The organism is Burkholderia sp. BCC1208, from assembly GCF_902833095.1.
Taxonomy (GTDB): Bacteria; Pseudomonadota; Gammaproteobacteria; order Burkholderiales; family Burkholderiaceae; genus Burkholderia.
The window spans coordinates 1-19,311 of sequence record NZ_CADFDY010000021.1 but is presented as its reverse complement, the minus strand read 5'-3'; the positions used below and the strand labels follow the sequence as shown (position 1 = coordinate 19,311).

Annotated in this window: 14 protein-coding genes and 1 tRNA gene; all 15 read left to right on the top strand. The window is 61.6% G+C overall.

What is annotated here, in order from left to right; genetic code table 11:
• Window positions 1-489, top strand: a 489-nt coding sequence (locus HWX09_RS33265; RefSeq protein WP_244135821.1) for an EF-Tu/IF-2/RF-3 family GTPase, incomplete at its 5' end; no start/stop codon positions are given.
• Between the two features lie 59 nt (window positions 490-548).
• A tRNA-Trp gene (locus tag HWX09_RS33260) sits at window positions 549-624 on the top strand.
• Between the two features lie 43 nt (window positions 625-667).
• Window positions 668-1,048, top strand: coding sequence for a preprotein translocase subunit SecE (gene secE / locus HWX09_RS33255; RefSeq protein ID WP_006482892.1), 381 nt, complete (start codon window positions 668-670; stop codon window positions 1,046-1,048).
• Window position 1,049: 1 nt separating this feature from the next.
• On the top strand, window positions 1,050-1,607 hold the full coding sequence (gene nusG / locus HWX09_RS33250) for a transcription termination/antitermination protein NusG (RefSeq protein WP_006400672.1): 558 nt from the start codon (window positions 1,050-1,052) through the stop codon (window positions 1,605-1,607).
• A gap of 141 nt (window positions 1,608-1,748) precedes the next feature.
• The gene (gene rplK / locus HWX09_RS33245) at window positions 1,749-2,180 is read left to right on the top strand and encodes a 50S ribosomal protein L11 (RefSeq protein ID WP_006477201.1); all 432 of its coding nucleotides are present in this window, start codon (window positions 1,749-1,751) and stop codon (window positions 2,178-2,180) included.
• On the top strand, window positions 2,181-2,879 hold the full coding sequence (gene rplA / locus HWX09_RS33240; protein WP_006482906.1) for a 50S ribosomal protein L1: 699 nt from the start codon (window positions 2,181-2,183) through the stop codon (window positions 2,877-2,879).
• Between the two features lie 295 nt (window positions 2,880-3,174).
• Window positions 3,175-3,672: a 50S ribosomal protein L10 gene (rplJ, locus tag HWX09_RS33235; RefSeq protein WP_011546647.1), complete on the top strand. Its 498-nt coding sequence runs from the start codon at window positions 3,175-3,177 to the stop codon at window positions 3,670-3,672.
• A 63-nt stretch (window positions 3,673-3,735) separates the two neighbouring features.
• Window positions 3,736-4,110: a 50S ribosomal protein L7/L12 gene (gene rplL / locus HWX09_RS33230; protein ID WP_027783299.1), complete on the top strand. Its 375-nt coding sequence runs from the start codon at window positions 3,736-3,738 to the stop codon at window positions 4,108-4,110.
• Window positions 4,111-4,491: 381 nt separating this feature from the next.
• Window positions 4,492-8,598, top strand: coding sequence for a DNA-directed RNA polymerase subunit beta (gene rpoB, locus HWX09_RS33225; protein ID WP_027783300.1), 4,107 nt, complete (start codon window positions 4,492-4,494; stop codon window positions 8,596-8,598).
• 21 nt (window positions 8,599-8,619) lie between these two features.
• Window positions 8,620-12,861 (top strand): DNA-directed RNA polymerase subunit beta', encoded by a 4,242-nt coding sequence (gene rpoC / locus HWX09_RS33220; RefSeq protein WP_027783301.1) that lies wholly within the window; start codon window positions 8,620-8,622, stop codon window positions 12,859-12,861.
• A 277-nt stretch (window positions 12,862-13,138) separates the two neighbouring features.
• Window positions 13,139-14,986, top strand: coding sequence for a DNA helicase RecQ (gene recQ / locus HWX09_RS33215; protein WP_027783302.1), 1,848 nt, complete (start codon window positions 13,139-13,141; stop codon window positions 14,984-14,986).
• A 227-nt stretch (window positions 14,987-15,213) separates the two neighbouring features.
• A complete protein-coding gene (rpsL, locus tag HWX09_RS33210; protein ID WP_006400662.1) occupies window positions 15,214-15,594 on the top strand; it encodes a 30S ribosomal protein S12 in 381 nt (126 codons plus the stop codon).
• Between the two features lie 172 nt (window positions 15,595-15,766).
• Window positions 15,767-16,237: a 30S ribosomal protein S7 gene (rpsG, locus tag HWX09_RS33205; protein ID WP_006477195.1), complete on the top strand. Its 471-nt coding sequence runs from the start codon at window positions 15,767-15,769 to the stop codon at window positions 16,235-16,237.
• A gap of 123 nt (window positions 16,238-16,360) precedes the next feature.
• Window positions 16,361-18,463 carry an elongation factor G gene (fusA, locus tag HWX09_RS33200; RefSeq protein ID WP_027783303.1) on the top strand — a complete coding sequence of 701 codons (2,103 nt, stop codon included), beginning with the start codon at window positions 16,361-16,363 and terminating at the stop codon, window positions 18,461-18,463.
• 42 nt (window positions 18,464-18,505) lie between these two features.
• Window positions 18,506-19,311 (top strand): elongation factor Tu (locus HWX09_RS33195; protein WP_175888624.1); only part of this gene is annotated, 806 nt, incomplete at its 3' end.

The following is a 19,311-nucleotide window of genomic DNA, read 5'->3' as shown; positions in this document are numbered from 1 at the left end:
GAGCGCGGCATCGTGAAGGTCGGCGAGGAAATCGAAATCGTCGGTATCAAGCCGACGGTGAAGACGACCTGCACGGGCGTTGAAATGTTCCGCAAGCTGCTGGACCAGGGTCAGGCAGGCGACAACGTGGGTATCCTGCTGCGCGGCACGAAGCGTGAAGACGTGGAGCGCGGCCAGGTTCTGGCGAAGCCGGGTTCGATTACGCCGCACACGCACTTCACGGCTGAAGTGTACGTGCTGAGCAAGGACGAAGGCGGCCGTCACACGCCGTTCTTCAACAACTACCGTCCGCAGTTCTACTTCCGTACGACGGACGTGACGGGCTCGATCGAGCTGCCGAAGGACAAGGAAATGGTGATGCCGGGCGACAACGTGTCGATCACGGTGAAGCTGATCGCTCCGATCGCGATGGAAGAAGGTCTGCGCTTCGCGATTCGCGAAGGCGGCCGTACCGTCGGCGCCGGCGTCGTCGCCAAGATCATCGAGTAAGCCAGTTATTCGTTGATCGACAGTTTTGGGGCTGGCAGCAGCCGGCCCCAGCATGGTTTAGGGGTATAGCTCAACTGGCAGAGCGTCGGTCTCCAAAACCGAAGGTTGGGGGTTCGATTCCCTCTGCCCCTGCCAAAAAATCGCCACGTATCCTACGTGGCATTTGTTTTAAGGTGTTATGGCGAATCCATCCGTCGAAACTGTAAATACCTCCGGCGATAAGCTGATGCTGGCCCTGGGCGTATTGTTGGTCTTGGCCGGATTCGTGGGCTTCTTCTGGCTGGCCAATCAGCAGTGGTATGTCCGCGGTGCCGCGTTGGCGGTAGGTATCATCGCCGGCGTGGCCGTCGGGCTGATGTCCGCCCCTGGCAAGAGTCTCATCGCGTTTGCCAAGGATTCGTACAAGGAAGTCCGGAAGGTCGTATGGCCCACCCGCAAGGAGGCAACGCAAACCACACTCGTCGTGTTCGGTTTCGTGCTCGTGATGGCGATTTTCCTCTGGTTGAGTGACAAATCGATCGAATGGGTGATTTTCTCGGCGATTCTGGGTTGGAAATGATATGAGCGATACTCCGGCATCCCCGAGCGGAAAACGTTGGTACGTCGTGCACGCCTACTCCGGTATGGAGAAGAGCGTGCAACGTGCGCTTCAGGAGCGCATCGAACGTGCTGGCATGCAGGATAAATTCGGTCAGATCCTGGTCCCGACCGAAGAAGTGGTCGAAGTCAAAGGCGGCCACAAGGCTGTGACCGAGCGTCGTTTCTTCCCCGGCTACGTGCTGGTGGAAATGGAAATGACGGACGAAACGTGGCACCTCGTGAAGAACACCGCGAAGGTCACCGGTTTCGTCGGCGGTGCGCGTAACCGCCCGACCCCGATTTCCCCGAAGGAAGTCGAGAAGATCATGTCGCAGATGCAGGAAGGCGTCGAAAAACCGCGCCCGAAGACCCTGTTCGAAGTCGGCGAAATGGTGCGTGTCAAGGAAGGCCCGTTCACGGACTTCAACGGCACCGTCGAAGAAGTCAACTACGAGAAATCGCGCGTGCGTGTGTCGGTCACCATTTTTGGCCGCTCCACCCCGGTCGAACTCGAATTCGGTCAGGTCGAAAAAGTTTGATCCCGATTCGGTGGGCAGCCTCGGCTGCCCACCTTCGCGCTTACGGCCCGCGTCATGGCCGTTGAGGAGCGTCAGTAGCCAGCGGCGAAAGCGCGTTATCACTCACCGAACGCCTTCTCCGGCGTTCCAATGAGGTTTGAAATGGCAAAGAAGATTATCGGCTTTATCAAGCTGCAGATCCCTGCAGGTAAAGCCAACCCGTCGCCGCCGGTCGGTCCGGCACTGGGCCAGCGCGGCCTGAACATCATGGAGTTCTGCAAGGCGTTCAACGCGCAGACTCAAGGCATGGAGCCGGGTCTGCCGGTGCCGGTGGTCATCACGGCATTCGCTGACAAGAGCTTCACGTTCGTGATGAAGACGCCGCCGGCGACCGTCCTGATCAAGAAGGCGGCGAAGGTGGACAAGGGCTCGAGCAAGCCGCACACCGACAAGGTCGGTTCGATCACGCGCGCTCAAGCCGAAGAAATCGCGAAGACCAAGATGCCGGACCTTACGGCAGCTGATCTGGACGCAGCCGTTCGCACCATCGCTGGTAGCGCACGCTCGATGGGTATCACTGTGGAGGGCGTGTAAATGGCTAAGATCTCCAAGCGCCGTCAGGCATTTGCCGCCAAGGTCGACCGTCAGAAGCTGTACGCGATCGAAGACGCACTGAGCCTCGTGAAGGAATGCGCGAGCGCGAAGTTCGACGAGTCGATCGACGTCGCAGTCCAGCTCGGCATCGATGCGAAGAAGTCGGACCAGGTCGTTCGTGGTTCGGTCGTTCTGCCGGCAGGTACGGGCAAGTCGGTTCGCGTTGCCGTGTTCGCGCAAGGCGAAAAGGCCGAGCAGGCTCGTGCAGCAGGCGCGGAAATCGTCGGTATGGAAGACCTGGCCGAGCAGATCAAGGCTGGCCAGATGGACTTCGACATCGTGATCGCTTCGCCGGACACGATGCGTATCGTCGGTACGCTCGGCCAGATCCTTGGCCCGCGCGGCCTGATGCCGAACCCGAAGGTCGGTACGGTCACGCCGGACGTCGCAACCGCCGTCAAGAACGCAAAGGCTGGTCAGGTGCAATTCCGTGTCGACAAGGCCGGTATCATCCACGCGACCATCGGCCGTGCATCGTTCGAGCCGACCGCGCTGCGTTCGAACCTGTCGGCGCTGATCGAAGCGCTGCAGAAGGCAAAGCCGGCAACGAGCAAGGGCGTGTACCTGCGCAAGATCGCACTGTCGAGCACGATGGGCGTCGGCGTGCGTGTCGACCAGGCTACGCTGGCAGCACAGTAAGCAAGTATTCGGGCCGCTTCGTTCGCGAAGCGGCCTACATGGGCTTTGGGCGGTTGTTCGTGCAACAGGGCGGACAACCGGTTATCAAAGACCGTTGGTGGGGCGCAGCAGTCAGGTGATCCCTTAATTCAAGCCAACGCAGATGGCGAACCCGAAAAAGTTTTGCAGTGGTGAAGCCGCAGGCCGCGAAGCGATTCGCGGCGTGAGGTGGAAATACTCCTAACGAGGTCGGACGCCGTTGTTGAACGAGGTACGTGAGGTTTCGTGCCCAACGTATCGTTTCTGGAGGCTAACCGTGCCGCTTAATAGAGAAGACAAGCAAGCCGTCGTCGCTGAGGTTTCCGCGCAAGTCGCGAAGGCCCAGACCGTTGTGCTGGCTGAGTATCGTGGAATTGCGGTTGGCGATCTGACCAAGCTGCGCGCGAAAGCGCGTGAGCAACAGGTTTACCTGCGCGTGTTGAAGAACACGCTGGCGCGTCGCGCTGTCGAAGGTACGCCTTTTGCTCCGCTGGCAGAGCAGATGACTGGTCCGCTGATCTACGGCATCTCGGAAGATGCAATTGCTGCTGCTAAGGTCGTCAACGACTTCAGCAAGAGCAATGAAAAGTTGGTCATCAAGGCTGGTTCGTTCGATGGCAAGGTGATGGACAAGGCTGGCGTGCAAGCGCTGGCAAGCATCCCGAGCCGCGAAGAACTGCTCTCGAAGCTGCTGTTCGTTATGCAATCGCCTGTTTCGGGCTTCGCGCGTGCTCTCGCCGCGCTGGCCGAGAAGAAGCAAGCGGAAGCTGCGTAAGCGAACGTGCATCAGCGCTACTGATCGCTGGCTGTATCCGAATTCAATTTAGGAGTATTTCAAATGGCAATCGCAAAAGAAGACATCCTGGCAGCAGTCGAAGGGATGACCGTTCTGGAACTGAACGAACTGGTCAAGGCGTTCGAAGAGAAGTTTGGCGTGTCGGCAGCTGCAGTGGCAGTCGCTGGCCCGGCAGGCGGCGGCGCAGCTGCTGCAGCAGAAGAGAAGACCGAATTCACGGTCGTCCTGGCTGAAGCCGGCGCCAACAAGGTTTCGGTCATCAAGGCCGTTCGCGAACTGACGGGCCTGGGCCTGAAGGAAGCGAAGGACCTGGTTGACGGTGCACCGAAGGCTGTCAAGGAAGGCGTCGACAAGGCTGCTGCTGAAGAAGCCAAGAAGAAGCTGGAAGAAGCTGGCGCGAAGGTCGAAGTCAAGTAAGTTTCGGCGCGCTGTGCGAAGGCTGGCGGTATTTTCACCGCCGGCCTTTTTGTGCTTTGTGGGGACGTTATTCTGGCACTCATTCGGGAGCCCGAATAATCGGCCCCAGAAGCCAAAGAAAACCGCCTGATCGTTGTGATGAATCACTTACGATTGGCGGTTCTCTTTGTCTTCTGAAGCGACTGCAGAAGGCAAGTTTGGTCGGGTAGCGGGCAACATAGGCATCCGCTGCCGTCAGCCAGCGGTTGGTAGCGGCCAACCACCAAGCTTCTCGGCTCGTTCAAGCCGTCGAACGGCCATCGGGTCTCAGTCGGTGAACACTCGGGTTTGAAACGTCCAGGTATTCCGCCTCGATAGCACCCGCCGTGATTCGGAGATCGTATGCAATATTCCTTCACCGAGAAGAAGCGCATTCGCAAGAGTTTCGCGAAGCGCCCCATCGTTCACCAAGTTCCGTTCTTGCTGGCTACTCAGCTTGAATCATTCAGCACGTTTCTGCAAGCCGATGTGCCGGCGACACAACGCAAGCCTGAAGGTTTGCAGGCCGCGTTCACATCGGTATTTCCCATTGTTTCGCACAACGGTTTCGCGCGCCTCGAGTTCGTGAGCTATGCGCTGTCCTCGCCGGCATTCAACATCAAGGAATGCCAGCAGCGTGGCCTGACGTACTGCTCCGCGCTGCGCGCGAAGGTCCGCCTCGTCATCCTCGACAAGGAATCGCCGAACAAGCCGGTCGTCAAGGAAGTGAAGGAGCAGGAAGTGTACATGGGCGAAATTCCGCTCATGACGCCGACGGGCTCGTTCGTCATCAACGGCACCGAGCGTGTCATCGTCTCGCAGCTGCACCGTTCGCCGGGCGTGTTCTTCGAACACGACAAGGGCAAGACGCACAGCTCGGGCAAGCTGCTGTTCTCGGCACGGATCATTCCGTACCGCGGCTCGTGGCTCGACTTCGAATTCGATCCGAAGGACATCCTGTACTTCCGCGTCGACCGTCGCCGCAAGATGCCGGTCACGATCCTGCTGAAGGCCATCGGTCTGACGCCGGAACAGATCCTCGCGAACTTCTTCGTGTTCGACAACTTCACGCTGATGGACGAAGGCGCGCAACTCGAGTTCGTGCCCGAGCGCCTGCGCGGTGAAGTCGCGCGTTTCGACATCACGGATCGCGACGGCAAGGTCATCGTCCAGAAGGACAAGCGGATCAACGCGAAGCACATTCGCGACCTCGAAGCCGCGAAGACCAAGTTCATCTCGGTGCCGGAAGACTATCTGCTCGGCCGCGTGCTGGCGAAGAACGTCGTCGACGGCGACACCGGCGAAGTGATCGCGAGCGCGAACGACGAAGTCACGGAAAGCGTGCTCGAGAAGCTGCGCGAAGCGGGTATCAAGGACATCCAGACGCTCTACACGAACGATCTGGATCAAGGTCCGTACATCTCGTCGACGCTGCGTGTCGACGAAACGACCGACAGGACGGCCGCGCGCATTGCGATCTACCGCATGATGCGCCCGGGCGAGCCGCCGACCGAGGAAGCGGTCGAGGCCCTGTTCAACCGCCTGTTCTACAGCGAAGAAGCGTACGACCTGTCGAAGGTCGGCCGCATGAAGTTCAATCGCCGCGTCGGCCGTGACGAGATCGTCGGCCCGATGACGCTGCAGGACGACGACATCCTCGCGACGATCAAGATCCTCGTCGAGCTGCGCAACGGCAAGGGCGAAGTGGACGACATTGACCACCTCGGCAACCGTCGCGTGCGTTGCGTCGGCGAACTGGCGGAAAACCAGTTCCGCGCGGGTCTCGTGCGTGTCGAGCGCGCGGTCAAGGAACGCCTCGGCCAGGCCGAAAGCGAAAACCTGATGCCGCACGACCTGATCAACTCGAAGCCGATTTCGTCGGCGATTCGCGAGTTCTTCGGTTCGTCGCAGCTGTCGCAGTTCATGGACCAGACCAACCCGCTGTCGGAAATCACGCACAAGCGCCGTGTTTCCGCACTGGGCCCGGGCGGTCTGACGCGCGAGCGCGCAGGCTTCGAAGTCCGCGACGTGCACCCGACCCACTACGGCCGCGTGTGCCCGATCGAAACGCCGGAAGGTCCGAACATCGGCCTGATCAACTCGCTCGCACTGTACGCGCACCTGAACGAATACGGCTTCCTCGAGACGCCGTACCGCAAGGTCGTGGACAGCAAGGTGACCGACCAGATCGACTACCTGTCGGCGATCGAGGAAGGCCGCTACATGATCGCTCAGGCGAACGCCGCGATCGACGAGAACGGCCAGCTGATCGACGAACTCGTGTCGTCGCGCGAAGCCGGCGAAACGATGATGGTCACGCCGGATCGTATCCAGTACATGGACGTCGCGCCGTCGCAGATCGTGTCGGTGGCAGCATCGCTGATTCCGTTCCTCGAACACGATGACGCGAACCGTGCACTGATGGGTTCGAACATGCAGCGTCAGGCCGTGCCGTGTCTGCGTCCGGAAAAGCCGGTCGTCGGGACGGGCATCGAGCGCACCTGCGCGGTCGACTCGGGTACGACGGTCCAGGCGTTCCGCGGCGGCGTCGTCGACTATGTCGACGCAGGCCGTATCGTGATTCGCGTGAACGACGACGAAGCGGTCGCGGGTGAAGTCGGTGTCGACATCTACAACCTGATCAAGTACACGCGTTCGAACCAGAACACGAACATCAACCAGCGTCCGATCGTGAAGATGGGCGACAAGGTCTCGCGTGGCGACGTGCTGGCCGACGGCGCCTCGACGGACCTGGGCGAGCTCGCGCTCGGCCAGAACATGCTGATCGCGTTCATGCCGTGGAACGGCTACAACTTCGAGGATTCGATCCTGATCTCGGAGAAGGTGGTCGCGGACGATCGCTACACGTCGATCCACATCGAAGAGCTGAACGTCGTTGCACGCGACACGAAGCTCGGGCCGGAAGAAATCACGCGCGACATCTCGAACCTGGCGGAAGTCCAGCTCGGCCGTCTCGACGAATCGGGCATCGTGTACATCGGTGCCGAAGTCGAAGCAGGCGACGTGCTGGTCGGCAAGGTCACGCCGAAGGGCGAGACCCAGCTGACGCCGGAAGAGAAGCTGCTGCGCGCGATCTTCGGCGAGAAGGCTTCGGACGTGAAGGACACGTCGCTGCGCGTGCCGTCGGGCATGAGCGGTACCGTGATCGACGTCCAGGTGTTCACGCGTGAAGGCATCCAGCGCGACAAGCGTGCGCAACAGATCATCGACGACGAACTGAAGCGTTACCGTCTCGACCTGAACGACCAGCTGCGCATCGTGGAAGGCGACGCGTTCCAGCGTCTGGCGCGCATGCTCGTGGGCAAGGTCGCGAACGGCGGTCCGAAGAAGCTCGCGAAGGGCACGAAGATCGACCAGGCTTACCTGGAAGACCTCGACCACTACCACTGGTTCGACATCCGCCTCGCGGACGACGAAGCAGCGGCGCAGCTCGAAGCGATCAAGAACTCGATCGAGGAAAAGCGTCACCAGTTCGACCTCGCGTTCGAAGAGAAGCGCAAGAAGCTCACGCAAGGCGACGAACTGCCGCCGGGCGTGCTGAAGATGGTCAAGGTGTACCTCGCGGTGAAGCGCCGTCTGCAGCCTGGCGACAAGATGGCGGGCCGTCACGGTAACAAGGGTGTCGTGTCGAAGATCGTCCCGATCGAAGACATGCCGTACATGGCCGATGGCCGTCCGGCAGACGTCGTGCTGAACCCGCTCGGCGTGCCGTCGCGGATGAACGTGGGTCAGGTTCTGGAAGTCCACCTCGGCTGGGCCGCGAAGGGCCTCGGCTGGCGTATCGGCGAAATGCTGCAGCGTCAGGCGAAGATCGAGGAACTGCGCGTGTTCCTGACGAAGATCTACAACGAGTCGGGCCGCCAGGAAGATCTGGAAAGCTTCACCGACGACGAGATCCTCGAACTCGCGAAGAACCTGCGCGAAGGCGTGCCGTTCGCAACGCCGGTGTTCGACGGTGCGACCGAGGAAGAAATGGGCAAGATGCTCAACCTCGCGTTCCCGGACGACATCGCCGAACAGCTCGGCATGAACCCGTCGAAGAACCAGGTCCGCCTGTACGACGGCCGCACGGGTGAAATGTTCGAACGTCGCGTGACGCTCGGCTACATGCACTACCTGAAGCTGCACCACTTGGTCGACGACAAGATGCACGCGCGTTCGACCGGCCCGTACTCGCTCGTCACGCAGCAGCCGCTGGGTGGTAAGGCGCAGTTCGGTGGCCAGCGTTTCGGTGAAATGGAAGTGTGGGCACTCGAAGCGTACGGCGCGTCCTACGTGCTGCAGGAAATGCTGACGGTGAAGTCGGACGACGTGACCGGCCGGACGAAGGTGTACGAAAACCTCGTCAAGGGCGACCACGTCATCGATGCAGGCATGCCGGAATCCTTCAACGTGCTCGTGAAGGAAATCCGCTCGCTCGGTATCGATATCGATCTCGACCGCAATTAATCGGACTACGGAGAGAAAGCAATGAAAGCTCTGCTCGATCTATTCAAGCAAGTCCAACAGGAAGAAGTTTTCGACGCGATCAAGATCGGTCTGGCCTCGCCCGACAAGATCCGTTCGTGGTCGTTCGGCGAAGTGAAGAAGCCGGAGACCATCAACTACCGTACGTTCAAGCCGGAACGCGATGGTCTCTTCTGCGCGAAGATCTTCGGGCCGATCAAGGACTACGAGTGCCTGTGCGGCAAGTACAAGCGTCTGAAGCACCGCGGCGTGATCTGCGAGAAGTGCGGCGTCGAAGTGACGCTGGCGAAGGTGCGTCGCGAACGCATGGGCCACATCGAACTGGCCTCGCCGGTCGCGCACATCTGGTTCCTGAAGTCGCTGCCGTCGCGTCTGGGCATGGTGCTCGACATGACGCTGCGCGACATCGAACGCGTGCTGTACTTCGAAGCCTATGTGGTGATCGAACCGGGCATGACGCCGCTGAAGGCGCGGCAGATCATGACCGAAGAGGATTACTACAACAAGGTCGAGGAATACGGCGACGAATTCCGTGCCGAAATGGGCGCGGAAGGCGTGCGTGAACTGCTGCGCGCGATCAACATCGACGAGCAGGTCGAGACGCTGCGCACCGAGCTGAAGAACACCGGCTCGGAAGCGAAGATCAAGAAGTACGCGAAGCGCCTGAAGGTCCTCGAGGCATTCCAGCGCTCGGGCATCAAGCCCGAGTGGATGATCCTCGAAGTGCTGCCGGTGCTGCCGCCGGAACTGCGTCCGCTCGTGCCGCTGGACGGCGGCCGTTTCGCGACGTCGGACCTGAACGACCTGTATCGCCGCGTGATCAACCGTAACAACCGGTTGAAGCGTCTGCTCGAGCTGAAGGCGCCTGAGATCATCGTCCGCAACGAAAAGCGGATGCTGCAGGAAGCCGTCGACTCGCTGCTCGACAACGGTCGTCGCGGCAAGGCGATGACGGGCGCGAACAAGCGTCCGCTGAAGTCGCTCGCCGACATGATCAAGGGCAAGGGCGGCCGTTTCCGTCAGAACCTGCTGGGCAAGCGCGTCGACTACTCGGGCCGTTCGGTCATCGTGGTCGGCCCGACGCTGAAGCTGCACCAGTGCGGTCTGCCGAAGCTGATGGCGCTCGAGCTGTTCAAGCCGTTCATCTTCAACAAGCTGGAAGTGATGGGCGTCGCCACGACCATCAAGGCTGCGAAGAAGGAAGTCGAGAACCAGACGCCGGTGGTGTGGGACATCCTCGAAGAGGTGATCCGCGAGCACCCGGTGATGCTGAACCGTGCGCCGACGCTGCACCGTCTCGGTATCCAGGCGTTCGAGCCGGTGCTGATCGAAGGCAAGGCAATCCAGCTGCACCCGCTCGTCTGCGCGGCGTTCAACGCCGACTTCGACGGTGACCAGATGGCCGTTCACGTGCCGCTGTCGCTCGAAGCGCAGATGGAAGCGCGCACGCTGATGCTTGCGTCGAACAACGTGCTGTTCCCGGCCAACGGCGATCCGTCGATCGTGCCGTCGCAGGATATCGTGCTGGGTCTGTACTACGCGACCCGCGAAGCGATCAACGGCAAGGGCGAAGGCCTGTCGTTCACGGGCGTGTCGGAAGTCATCCGCGCGTACGAGAACAAGGAAGTCGAGCTGGCCTCGCGCGTCAACGTCCGGATCACCGAAATGGTCCGCAACGAAGACACGTCGGAAGGCGCGCCGCAGTTCGTGCCGAAGATCTCGCTGTACGCGACGACCGTCGGTCGCGCGATCCTGTCGGAGATCCTGCCGCACGGCCTGCCGTTCTCGGTGCTGAACAAGCCGCTGAAGAAGAAGGAAATCTCGCGCCTGATCAACACGGCGTTCCGCAAGTGCGGTCTGCGCGCGACGGTGGTGTTCGCCGATCAGCTGATGCAGTCGGGTTTCCGTCTCGCGACGCGCGCCGGCATCTCGATCTGCGTGGACGACATGCTCGTGCCGCCGCAGAAGGAAACGATCGTCGGCGACGCCGCGAAGAAGGTGAAGGAGTACGACCGCCAGTACATGTCGGGTCTCGTCACCGCGCAGGAACGCTACAACAACGTGGTCGACATCTGGTCGGCAACGTCGGAAGCGGTCGGCAAGGCGATGATGGAGCAGCTGTCGACGGAGCCGGTGACGGACCGCGACGGCAACGAGACGCGCCAGGAGTCGTTCAACTCGATCTACATGATGGCCGACTCGGGCGCCCGGGGTTCGGCGGTTCAGATTCGTCAGCTGGCCGGTATGCGTGGCCTGATGGCGAAGCCGGACGGCTCGATTATCGAGACGCCGATTACCGCGAACTTCCGCGAAGGTCTGAACGTGTTGCAGTACTTCATCTCGACCCACGGTGCACGTAAGGGTCTGGCTGATACGGCACTGAAGACCGCGAACTCGGGTTACCTGACGCGTCGTCTCGTCGACGTCACGCAGGATCTGGTCGTGGTGGAAGACGATTGCGGCACGTCGAACGGCGTGGCGATGAAGGCACTCGTCGAAGGCGGTGAAGTCGTCGAAGCGCTGCGCGACCGTATCCTCGGCCGCGTCGCGGTGGCGGACGTCGTGAACCCGGAAACGCAGGAAACGCTGTACGAATCGGGCACGCTGCTCGACGAAACGGCGGTCGAGGAAATCGAACGCCTCGGCATCGACGAAGTGCGCGTGCGCACGCCGCTGACCTGCGAAACGCGTTACGGCCTGTGCGCGGCCTGCTATGGCCGCGACCTCGGCCGCGGCTCGCTGGTGAACGTCGGCGAAGCAGTCGGCGTGATCGCGGCGCAGTCGATCGGCGAACCGGGCACGCAGCTGACGATGCGTACGTTCCACATCGGTGGTGCGGCATCGCGTGCGGCAGTGGCTTCGTCGGTCGAAGCGAAGAGCAACGGTATCGTCCGCTTCACGGCGACGATGCGCTACGTCACGAACGCGAAGGGCGAGCAGATCGTCATTTCCCGTTCGGGCGAAGCGATGATCACCGACGACTTCGGTCGCGAGCGCGAGCGTCACAAAGTGCCGTACGGCGCGACGCTGCTGCAGCTCGACGGCGCCACCATCAAGGCCGGCACGCAGCTCGCCACGTGGGATCCGCTGACGCGTCCGATCATCACCGAGTACGGTGGTACGGTGAAGTTCGAGAACGTCGAGGAAGGCGTGACCGTCGCGAAGCAGATCGACGACGTGACCGGCCTGTCGACGCTGGTCGTGATCGACGTGAAGCGCCGCGGTTCGCAGGCTTCGAAGAGCGTGCGTCCGCAGGTGAAGCTGCTCGACGCGAACGGCGAGGAAGTGAAGATCCCGGGCACGGAGCACGCGGTGCAGATCGGCTTCCAGGTCGGCGCACTGATCACCGTGAAGGATGGCCAGCAGGTGCAGGTCGGTGAAGTGCTCGCACGTATCCCGACCGAAGCGCAGAAGACGCGTGACATTACCGGCGGTCTGCCGCGGGTGGCGGAACTGTTCGAAGCGCGTTCGCCGAAGGATGCCGGCATTCTCGCGGAAGTCACCGGTACGACGTCGTTCGGTAAGGATACGAAGGGCAAGCAGCGTCTCGTCATCACGGATCTCGAGGGCAACCAGCACGAGTTCCTGATCGCGAAGGAAAAGCAGGTTCTGGTTCACGATGCCCAGGTCGTCAACAAGGGCGAAATGATCGTGGACGGTCCGGCCGATCCGCACGACATCCTGCGTCTGCAGGGTATCGAGGCGCTGTCGCGCTACATCGTCGACGAAGTGCAGGACGTGTACCGTCTGCAGGGCGTGAAGATCAACGACAAGCACATCGAGGTGATCGTTCGCCAGATGCTGCGTCGTGTGCAGATCACCGACAACGGCGATACGCGCTTCATCCCGGGCGAACAGGTCGAGCGTTCCGACATGCTGGACGAGAACGATCGCATGATCGCCGAGGGCAAGCGTCCGGCTTCGTACGACAACGTGCTGCTCGGTATCACGAAGGCTTCGCTGTCGACCGACTCGTTCATCTCCGCGGCATCGTTCCAGGAAACGACCCGCGTGCTGACCGAAGCGGCGATCATGGGCAAGCGCGACGATCTGCGCGGCCTGAAGGAAAACGTGATCGTCGGCCGTCTGATTCCGGCCGGTACGGGTCTCGCGTTCCACAAGGCACGCAAGGCGAAGGAATCGTCGGATCGCGAGCGTTTCGACCAGATCGCAGCGGAAGAGGCATTCGACTTCGGCACGCCGAGCGCGCCGGCGGAAGAGCCGCAACACCCGGCAGCCGAGTAAGCGAGGGGCGGCGCAAGCCGCCTTACCTTGCTATCATCGCTGTCACCGAAACCGCCCGGTTCTGCCGGGCGGTTTTTTTTCATCCTTCGTTCACGTGCATGACGTGCCTGCGCACCGCCGGCGCATGCCTCGCGATCGCGTCCGGTACGGGCGCTGCAGGCCCGTGATGCACGCGAACGAACCCTGACCGAACGGCCAACATCGCGCGATTCGCCACGCGTCGCGCGAGCGGGTTGTTAAAATCGCGGTCATCGCTTAGCCGTCCCTGTTCTCATTCATGTCCCGCGCCCTCGAAATACTCGACGAAGTCTTTGGTTATTCCGCCTTTCGCGGCCAGCAGGGCGAGATCGTCGAGCACGTCGCCGGCGGCGGCGATTGTCTCGTGCTGATGCCGACCGGCGGCGGCAAGTCGCTGTGCTACCAGATCCCCGCGCTGCTGCGCCGCGAGGCCGGGCAGGGCGCCGGCATCGTCGTGTCGCCGCTGATCGCGCTGATGCAGGACCAGGTCGCCGCGTTGAGCGAAGTCGGCGTGCGCGCGGCCTACCTGAATTCGACGCTGTCGGGCGCCGAGGCCGCGGCCACCGAGCGCGCGCTGCGCGAGGGCGAAATCGACCTGCTGTACGTCGCGCCGGAGCGGTTGATGACGGGACGCTTCCTCGAGCTGATCGAGCGCGCGAAGATCGGCCTGTTCGCGATCGACGAAGCGCACTGCGTGTCGCAATGGGGGCACGATTTCCGCCCGGAATACATCCAGTTGTCGGTGCTGCACGAGCGCTTCCCGTCGGTGCCGCGCATCGCGCTGACCGCCACGGCCGATGCGATCACGCGCGACGAGATCATTCATCGTCTCGCGCTCGACGACGCACGCGTGTTCGTGTCGAGCTTCGACCGGCCGAACATCCGCTACCGGATCGTCGAAAAGGACAACGCGCGCTCGCAGCTGCTCGATTTCATTCGCGCCGAGCACACGAATGCCGACGGCACGACGGACGCGGGTGTCGTCTATTGCCTGTCGCGCCGCAAGGTCGAGGAAACGGCCGAATGGCTGAAGGCGCAGGGCGTGCGCGCGCTGCCGTATCACGCGGGAATGGAGTTCGAGGTGCGGCAGAAGCACCAGGAAATGTTCCAGCGCGAGGAAGGCATCGTGATGTGCGCGACGATCGCGTTCGGCATGGGCATCGACAAGCCCGACGTGCGTTTTGTCGCGCACCTCGATTTGCCGAAGAGCGTCGAAGGCTACTACCAGGAAACCGGTCGCGCGGGCCGCGATGGGATGCCCGCGAACGCGTGGATGGCGTATGGCCTCGGCGACGTCGTCCAGCAGCGCAAGATGATCGACGAGTCCGATGCGGACGACGCGCACAAGCGCGTGCAGACGTCGAAGCTCGATGCGCTGCTCGGCTTGTGCGAGACGATCTCGTGCCGCCGCGTGCGGCTGCTGAACTACTTCGGCGAGGCGAGCCAGCCGTGCGGCAACTGCGACACGTGCCTCGAGCCGCCCGATTCGTGGGACGCGACGCGCGAGGCGCAGATGGCGCTGTCGTGCGTGTTCCGCGCGCAGCGCGCGAGCGGCTTCAATTTCGGTTCCAGCCACCTGATCGAGATCCTGCGCGGCGGGCGCACCGAGAAGGTGTTGCAGCGCGGCCACGACCAGCTCAGCACGTTCGGAATCGGCGCGGCGCTGTCCGAGCCCGAATGGCGCGCGATTTTCCGGCAGCTGGTCGCGTACGGCTACCTGGCCGTCGACCATGGCGGCTTCGGGGCGCTGATGCTGACCGAGGCCGCGAAGCCCGTGCTGAAGAACGAGGAAAAGGTCACGCTGCGCCGCTACGTGAAGCCGCAACGCACCCGCCATTCGTCGAGCCGCAGCGGCACGCGCGTCGATCCGACAGCCGGCATGGGCGCCCGCGAGCGTGCACGATGGGATGCGCTGCGCGCATGGCGCGCGGAAACCGCGAAGACCGACGGCGTGCCGGCCTACGTGATTTTCCACGACGCGACGCTCGCCGAAATCGCGCGCAACGCGCCGGAGACGATCGACGACCTGCGCCACATCCCCGGCATGGGCGTGCGCAAGCTCGAGCGCTTCGGCGACGAGATCATCGACGTCGTCGAATCGGCCTGACACAGGTGTTCCGCCCCCTTCTGTAAACCGCGCGGTGGGCCCGCAAATCACGCAAGCCGTTGACTTAGTTAGTATTTCCGGAATATTATGTTGGGTTCCGGTATTCGGTGGGCCGAATCGCGTTCGAAGGTTCGCGTCCGTCTCGTCGGTTCGGAAGTCAACTGTGCGTCGATTCTCGCTTTGCCCGAAATCGATGTGCAGATTTTGTTCAATTTCAGGAATAAACAATGCCAACCATCAACCAACTGGTTCGCAAAGGCCGTCAGTCGGAAACGACGAAGAGCAAGAGCCCGGCCCTGCAGGACTGCCCCCAGCGTCGCGGCGTGTGCACTCGTGTGTACACGACGACGCCGAAGAAGCCTAACTCGGCACTCCGTAAGGTTGCCAAGGTTCGTCTGACGAACGGCTTCGAAGTGATTTCGTACATCGGTGGTGAAGGCCACAACCTGCAGGAGCACTCGGTTGTGCTGATCCGCGGCGGCCGTGTGAAGGACTTGCCGGGTGTGCGTTATCACATGGTTCGCGGCTCGCTGGATACCCAGGGCGTCAAGGACCGTAAGCAAGCGCGCTCGAAGTACGGCGCGAAGCGTGCAAAGGCTGCCAAGTAAGCAGTTTTTGATCAGGGATCGCCGCAGGGCGGTCAAGGCGGGAGTGCCGGATTGCCGGTGCTGTCGAGTAAGTGGTCACCCGGCCGAGCTGGTTAGTCGTGAAGATGTGATCGGGTTAGTTGGTGGCCGCGGAGCTGGTTACAGCTCCAACTGAACAAGTAAAGGAAGAATCATGCCGCGTCGTCGCGAAGTCCCCAAGCGGGAAGTGTTGCCGGATCCGAAGTTCGGTAACGTTGATGTTGCCAAGTTCATGAACATGCTGATGCTGTCCGGCAAGAAGTCGGTCGCAGAGCGCATCGTTTATGGCGCATTCGAACAGATCCAGACCAAGGGTGGCAAGGACCCGCTGGAAGTGTTCACGGTTGCGCTCAACAACGTGAAGCCGGTGGTCGAAGTGAAGAGCCGTCGCGTTGGTGGTGCCAACTATCAAGTTCCGGTCGAAGTGCGCCCGTCGCGTCGTATGGCATTGGCGATGCGCTGGCTGCGTGAGGCTGCGAAGAAGCGTAGCGAGAAGTCGATGGCCCTGCGCCTGGCAGGTGAACTCTCCGAAGCGGCCGAAGGCCGTGGCGGCGCGATGAAGAAGCGCGACGAAGTTCACCGCATGGCAGAAGCCAACCGCGCGTTCTCGCATTTCCGTTTCTAAGCGCCTGGCTGGGCTGTTTGCGGAAATAAATTCCGGGCGGGTGCGCTTTTCAGGCGCCTCGCCCGTTTGTGTTGAGGCGTGATGCGGCAGGGCTGCATCACGTCATCCCAGTAGAGGATCAAAGTGGCTCGCAAGACTCCTATCGAGCGCTACCGCAATATCGGTATTAGCGCTCACATCGACGCCGGCAAAACGACGACGACCGAGCGCATTCTGTTTTACACCGGTGTGAACCACAAGATCGGTGAAGTCCACGACGGCGCAGCCACGATGGACTGGATGGAGCAGGAACAGGAACGTGGCATCACGATCACGTCCGCTGCTACCACGGCCTTCTGGAAGGGCATGGGCGGCAACTATCCGGAACACCGCATCAACATCATCGACACCCCGGGGCACGTCGACTTCACGATCGAAGTGGAGCGTTCGATGCGCGTGCTCGACGGCGCGTGCATGGTGTACTGCGCAGTGGGCGGCGTGCAGCCGCAGTCGGAAACGGTGTGGCGTCAGGCGAACAAGTACAAGGTGCCGCGTCTTGCGTTCGTCAACAAGATGGACCGTACCGGCGCGAACTTCTTCAAGGTCTACGACCAGCTCCGTCTGCGCCTGAAGGCAAACCCGGTTCCGGTCGTGGTGCCGATCGGCGCGGAAGAAAACTTCAAGGGCGTCGTCGACCTGATCAAGATGAAGGCGATCGTGTGGGACGAAGCGTCGCAAGGCACGAAGTTCGACTACGTCGACATCCCGGCCGAGCTCGCGGAGACCTGCAAGGAATGGCGCGAAAAGATGGTCGAAGTGGCTGCCGAAGCCAGCGAAGACCTGATGAACAAGTACCTGGAAGAAGGCGATCTGCCGGAAGCCGACATCGTCAAGGCGCTGCGTGATCGTACGATCGCGTGCGAAATCCAGCCGATGCTGTGCGGTACCGCGTTCAAGAACAAGGGCGTGCAGCGTATGCTCGACGCCGTGATCGATTTCCTGCCGTCGCCGGTCGACATTCCGCCGGTCAAGGGCGAACTCGAAAACGGCGAAGCAGCAGAGCGCAAGGCATCGGACGAAGAGAAGTTCTCGTCGCTCGCGTTCAAGATCATGACCGACCCGTTCGTCGGCCAGCTGATCTTCTTCCGTGTGTACTCGGGCGTCGTCAACTCGGGCGACACGCTGCTGAACTCGACCAAGGGCAAGAAGGAACGCCTCGGCCGTATTCTGCAGATGCACGCGAACCAGCGTGAAGAAATCAAGGAAGTCCGCGCAGGCGACATCGCTGCCGCGGTCGGCCTGAAGGAAGCAACCACGGGCGACACGCTGTGCGACCCGGCGAACCCGATCGTTCTCGAACGCATGGTGTTCCCGGAGCCGGTGATTTCGCAGGCGGTCGAGCCGAAGACCAAGGCTGACCAGGAAAAGATGGGCCTCGCACTGAACCGTCTGGCTCAGGAAGACCCGTCGTTCCGCGTGCAGACCGACGAAGAGTCGGGCCAGACCATCATTTCGGGCATGGGCGAGCTCCACCTCGAAATTCTGGTCGACCGGATGAAGCGTGAATTCGGCGTGGAAGCCACCGTCGGCAAGCCGCAGGTTGCTTATCGCGAAACGATTCGTTCGACGGCGAAGGATGTCGATGGCAAGTTCGTCAAGCAGTCGGGTGGTCGCGGCCAGTACGGTCACGCGGTCATCACGCTCGAGCCGAACGAACAAGGCAAGGGCTACGAGTTCTTCGACGAGATCAAGGGTGGTGTGATTCCGCGTGAATACATCCCGGCGGTCGACAAGGGTATCCAGGACACGCTGAAGTCGGGCGTGCTGGCTGGCTTCCCGGTCGTCGACGTGAAGGTTCACCTGACGTTCGGTTCGTACCACGACGTTGACTCGAACGAAAACGCGTTCCGCATGGCCGGTTCGATGGCGTTCAAGGAAGCGATGCGCAAGGCGAACCCGGTCGTCCTCGAGCCGATGATGGCTGTCGAAGTCGAGACGCCGGAAGACTACATGGGCAACGTGATGGGCGACCTGTCGGGCCGTCGCGGTATCGTCCAGGGCATGGAAGACATGGTTGGCGGCGGCAAGATCGTGCGCGCCGAAGTGCCGCTGTCGGAAATGTTCGGTTACTCGACGTCGCTGCGCTCGCTGACGCAAGGTCGTGCAACGTACACGATGGAGTTCAAGCACTACGCTGAAGCTCCGCGCAACGTTGCCGAAGCGATCATCAGCGCGAAGTCGAAGTAAATTCGTAGCTACCAATCGATTATTTTTTGAAAGAAGAGAATCATGGCAAAAGGTAAATTTGAGCGGACCAAGCCGCACGTGAACGTTGGTACGATTGGTCACGTTGACCACGGCAAGACGACGCTGACGGCAGCGATCACGACGGTTCTGACGAAGAAGTTCGGCGGCGAAGCGAAGGCGTACGACCAGATCGACGCGGCACCGGAAGAAAAGGCGCGCGGCATCACGATCAACACGGCACACGTCGAGTACGAAACGGCTAACCGCCACTACGCTCACGTCGACTGCCCGGGCCACGCTGACTATGTGAAGAACATGATCACGGGCGCAGCGCAGATGGACGGCGCGATCCTGGTTTGCTCGGCAGCAGACGGCCCGATGCCGCAAACGCGCGAGCACATCCTGCTGGCCCGTCAGGTTGGCGTTCCGTACATCATCGTGTTCCTGAACAAGTGCGACATGGTGGACGACGCGGAACTGCTCGAGCTGGTCGAGATGGAAGTTCGCGAGCTCCTGTCGAAGTACGACTTCCCGGGCGACGACACGCCGATCGTGAAGGGTTCGGCGAAGCTGGCGCTGGAAGGCGACACGGGCGAGCTGGGCGAAGTGGCGATCATGAGCCTGGCCGACGCGCTGGACACGTACATCCCGACGCCGGAGCGTGCAGTTGACGGCGCGTTCCTGATGCCGGTGGAAGACGTGTTCTCGATCTCGGGCCGTGGTACGGTGGTGACGGGTCGTGTGGAGCGCGGCATCGTGAAGGTCGGCGAGGAAATCGAAATCGTCGGTATCAAGCCGACGGTGAAGACGACCTGCACGGGCGTTGAAATGTTCCGCAAGCTGCTGGA

Bases quoted from the DNA above. Each gene is read 5' to 3' on its own strand.
- secE (WP_006482892.1), top strand. From the start codon at position 668: ATGGCGAATCCATCCGTCGAAACTGTAAATACCTCCGGCGATAAGCTG.
- nusG (WP_006400672.1), top strand. From the start codon at position 1,050: ATGAGCGATACTCCGGCATCCCCGAGCGGAAAACGTTGGTACGTCGTG.
- rplK (WP_006477201.1), top strand. From the start codon at position 1,749: ATGGCAAAGAAGATTATCGGCTTTATCAAGCTGCAGATCCCTGCAGGT.
- rplA (WP_006482906.1), top strand. From the start codon at position 2,181: ATGGCTAAGATCTCCAAGCGCCGTCAGGCATTTGCCGCCAAGGTCGAC.
- rplL (WP_027783299.1), top strand. From the start codon at position 3,736: ATGGCAATCGCAAAAGAAGACATCCTGGCAGCAGTCGAAGGGATGACC.
- rpoB (WP_027783300.1), top strand. From the start codon at position 4,492: ATGCAATATTCCTTCACCGAGAAGAAGCGCATTCGCAAGAGTTTCGCG.
- rpoC (WP_027783301.1), top strand. From the start codon at position 8,620: ATGAAAGCTCTGCTCGATCTATTCAAGCAAGTCCAACAGGAAGAAGTT.
- recQ (WP_027783302.1), top strand. From the start codon at position 13,139: ATGTCCCGCGCCCTCGAAATACTCGACGAAGTCTTTGGTTATTCCGCC.
- rpsL (WP_006400662.1), top strand. From the start codon at position 15,214: ATGCCAACCATCAACCAACTGGTTCGCAAAGGCCGTCAGTCGGAAACG.
- rpsG (WP_006477195.1), top strand. From the start codon at position 15,767: ATGCCGCGTCGTCGCGAAGTCCCCAAGCGGGAAGTGTTGCCGGATCCG.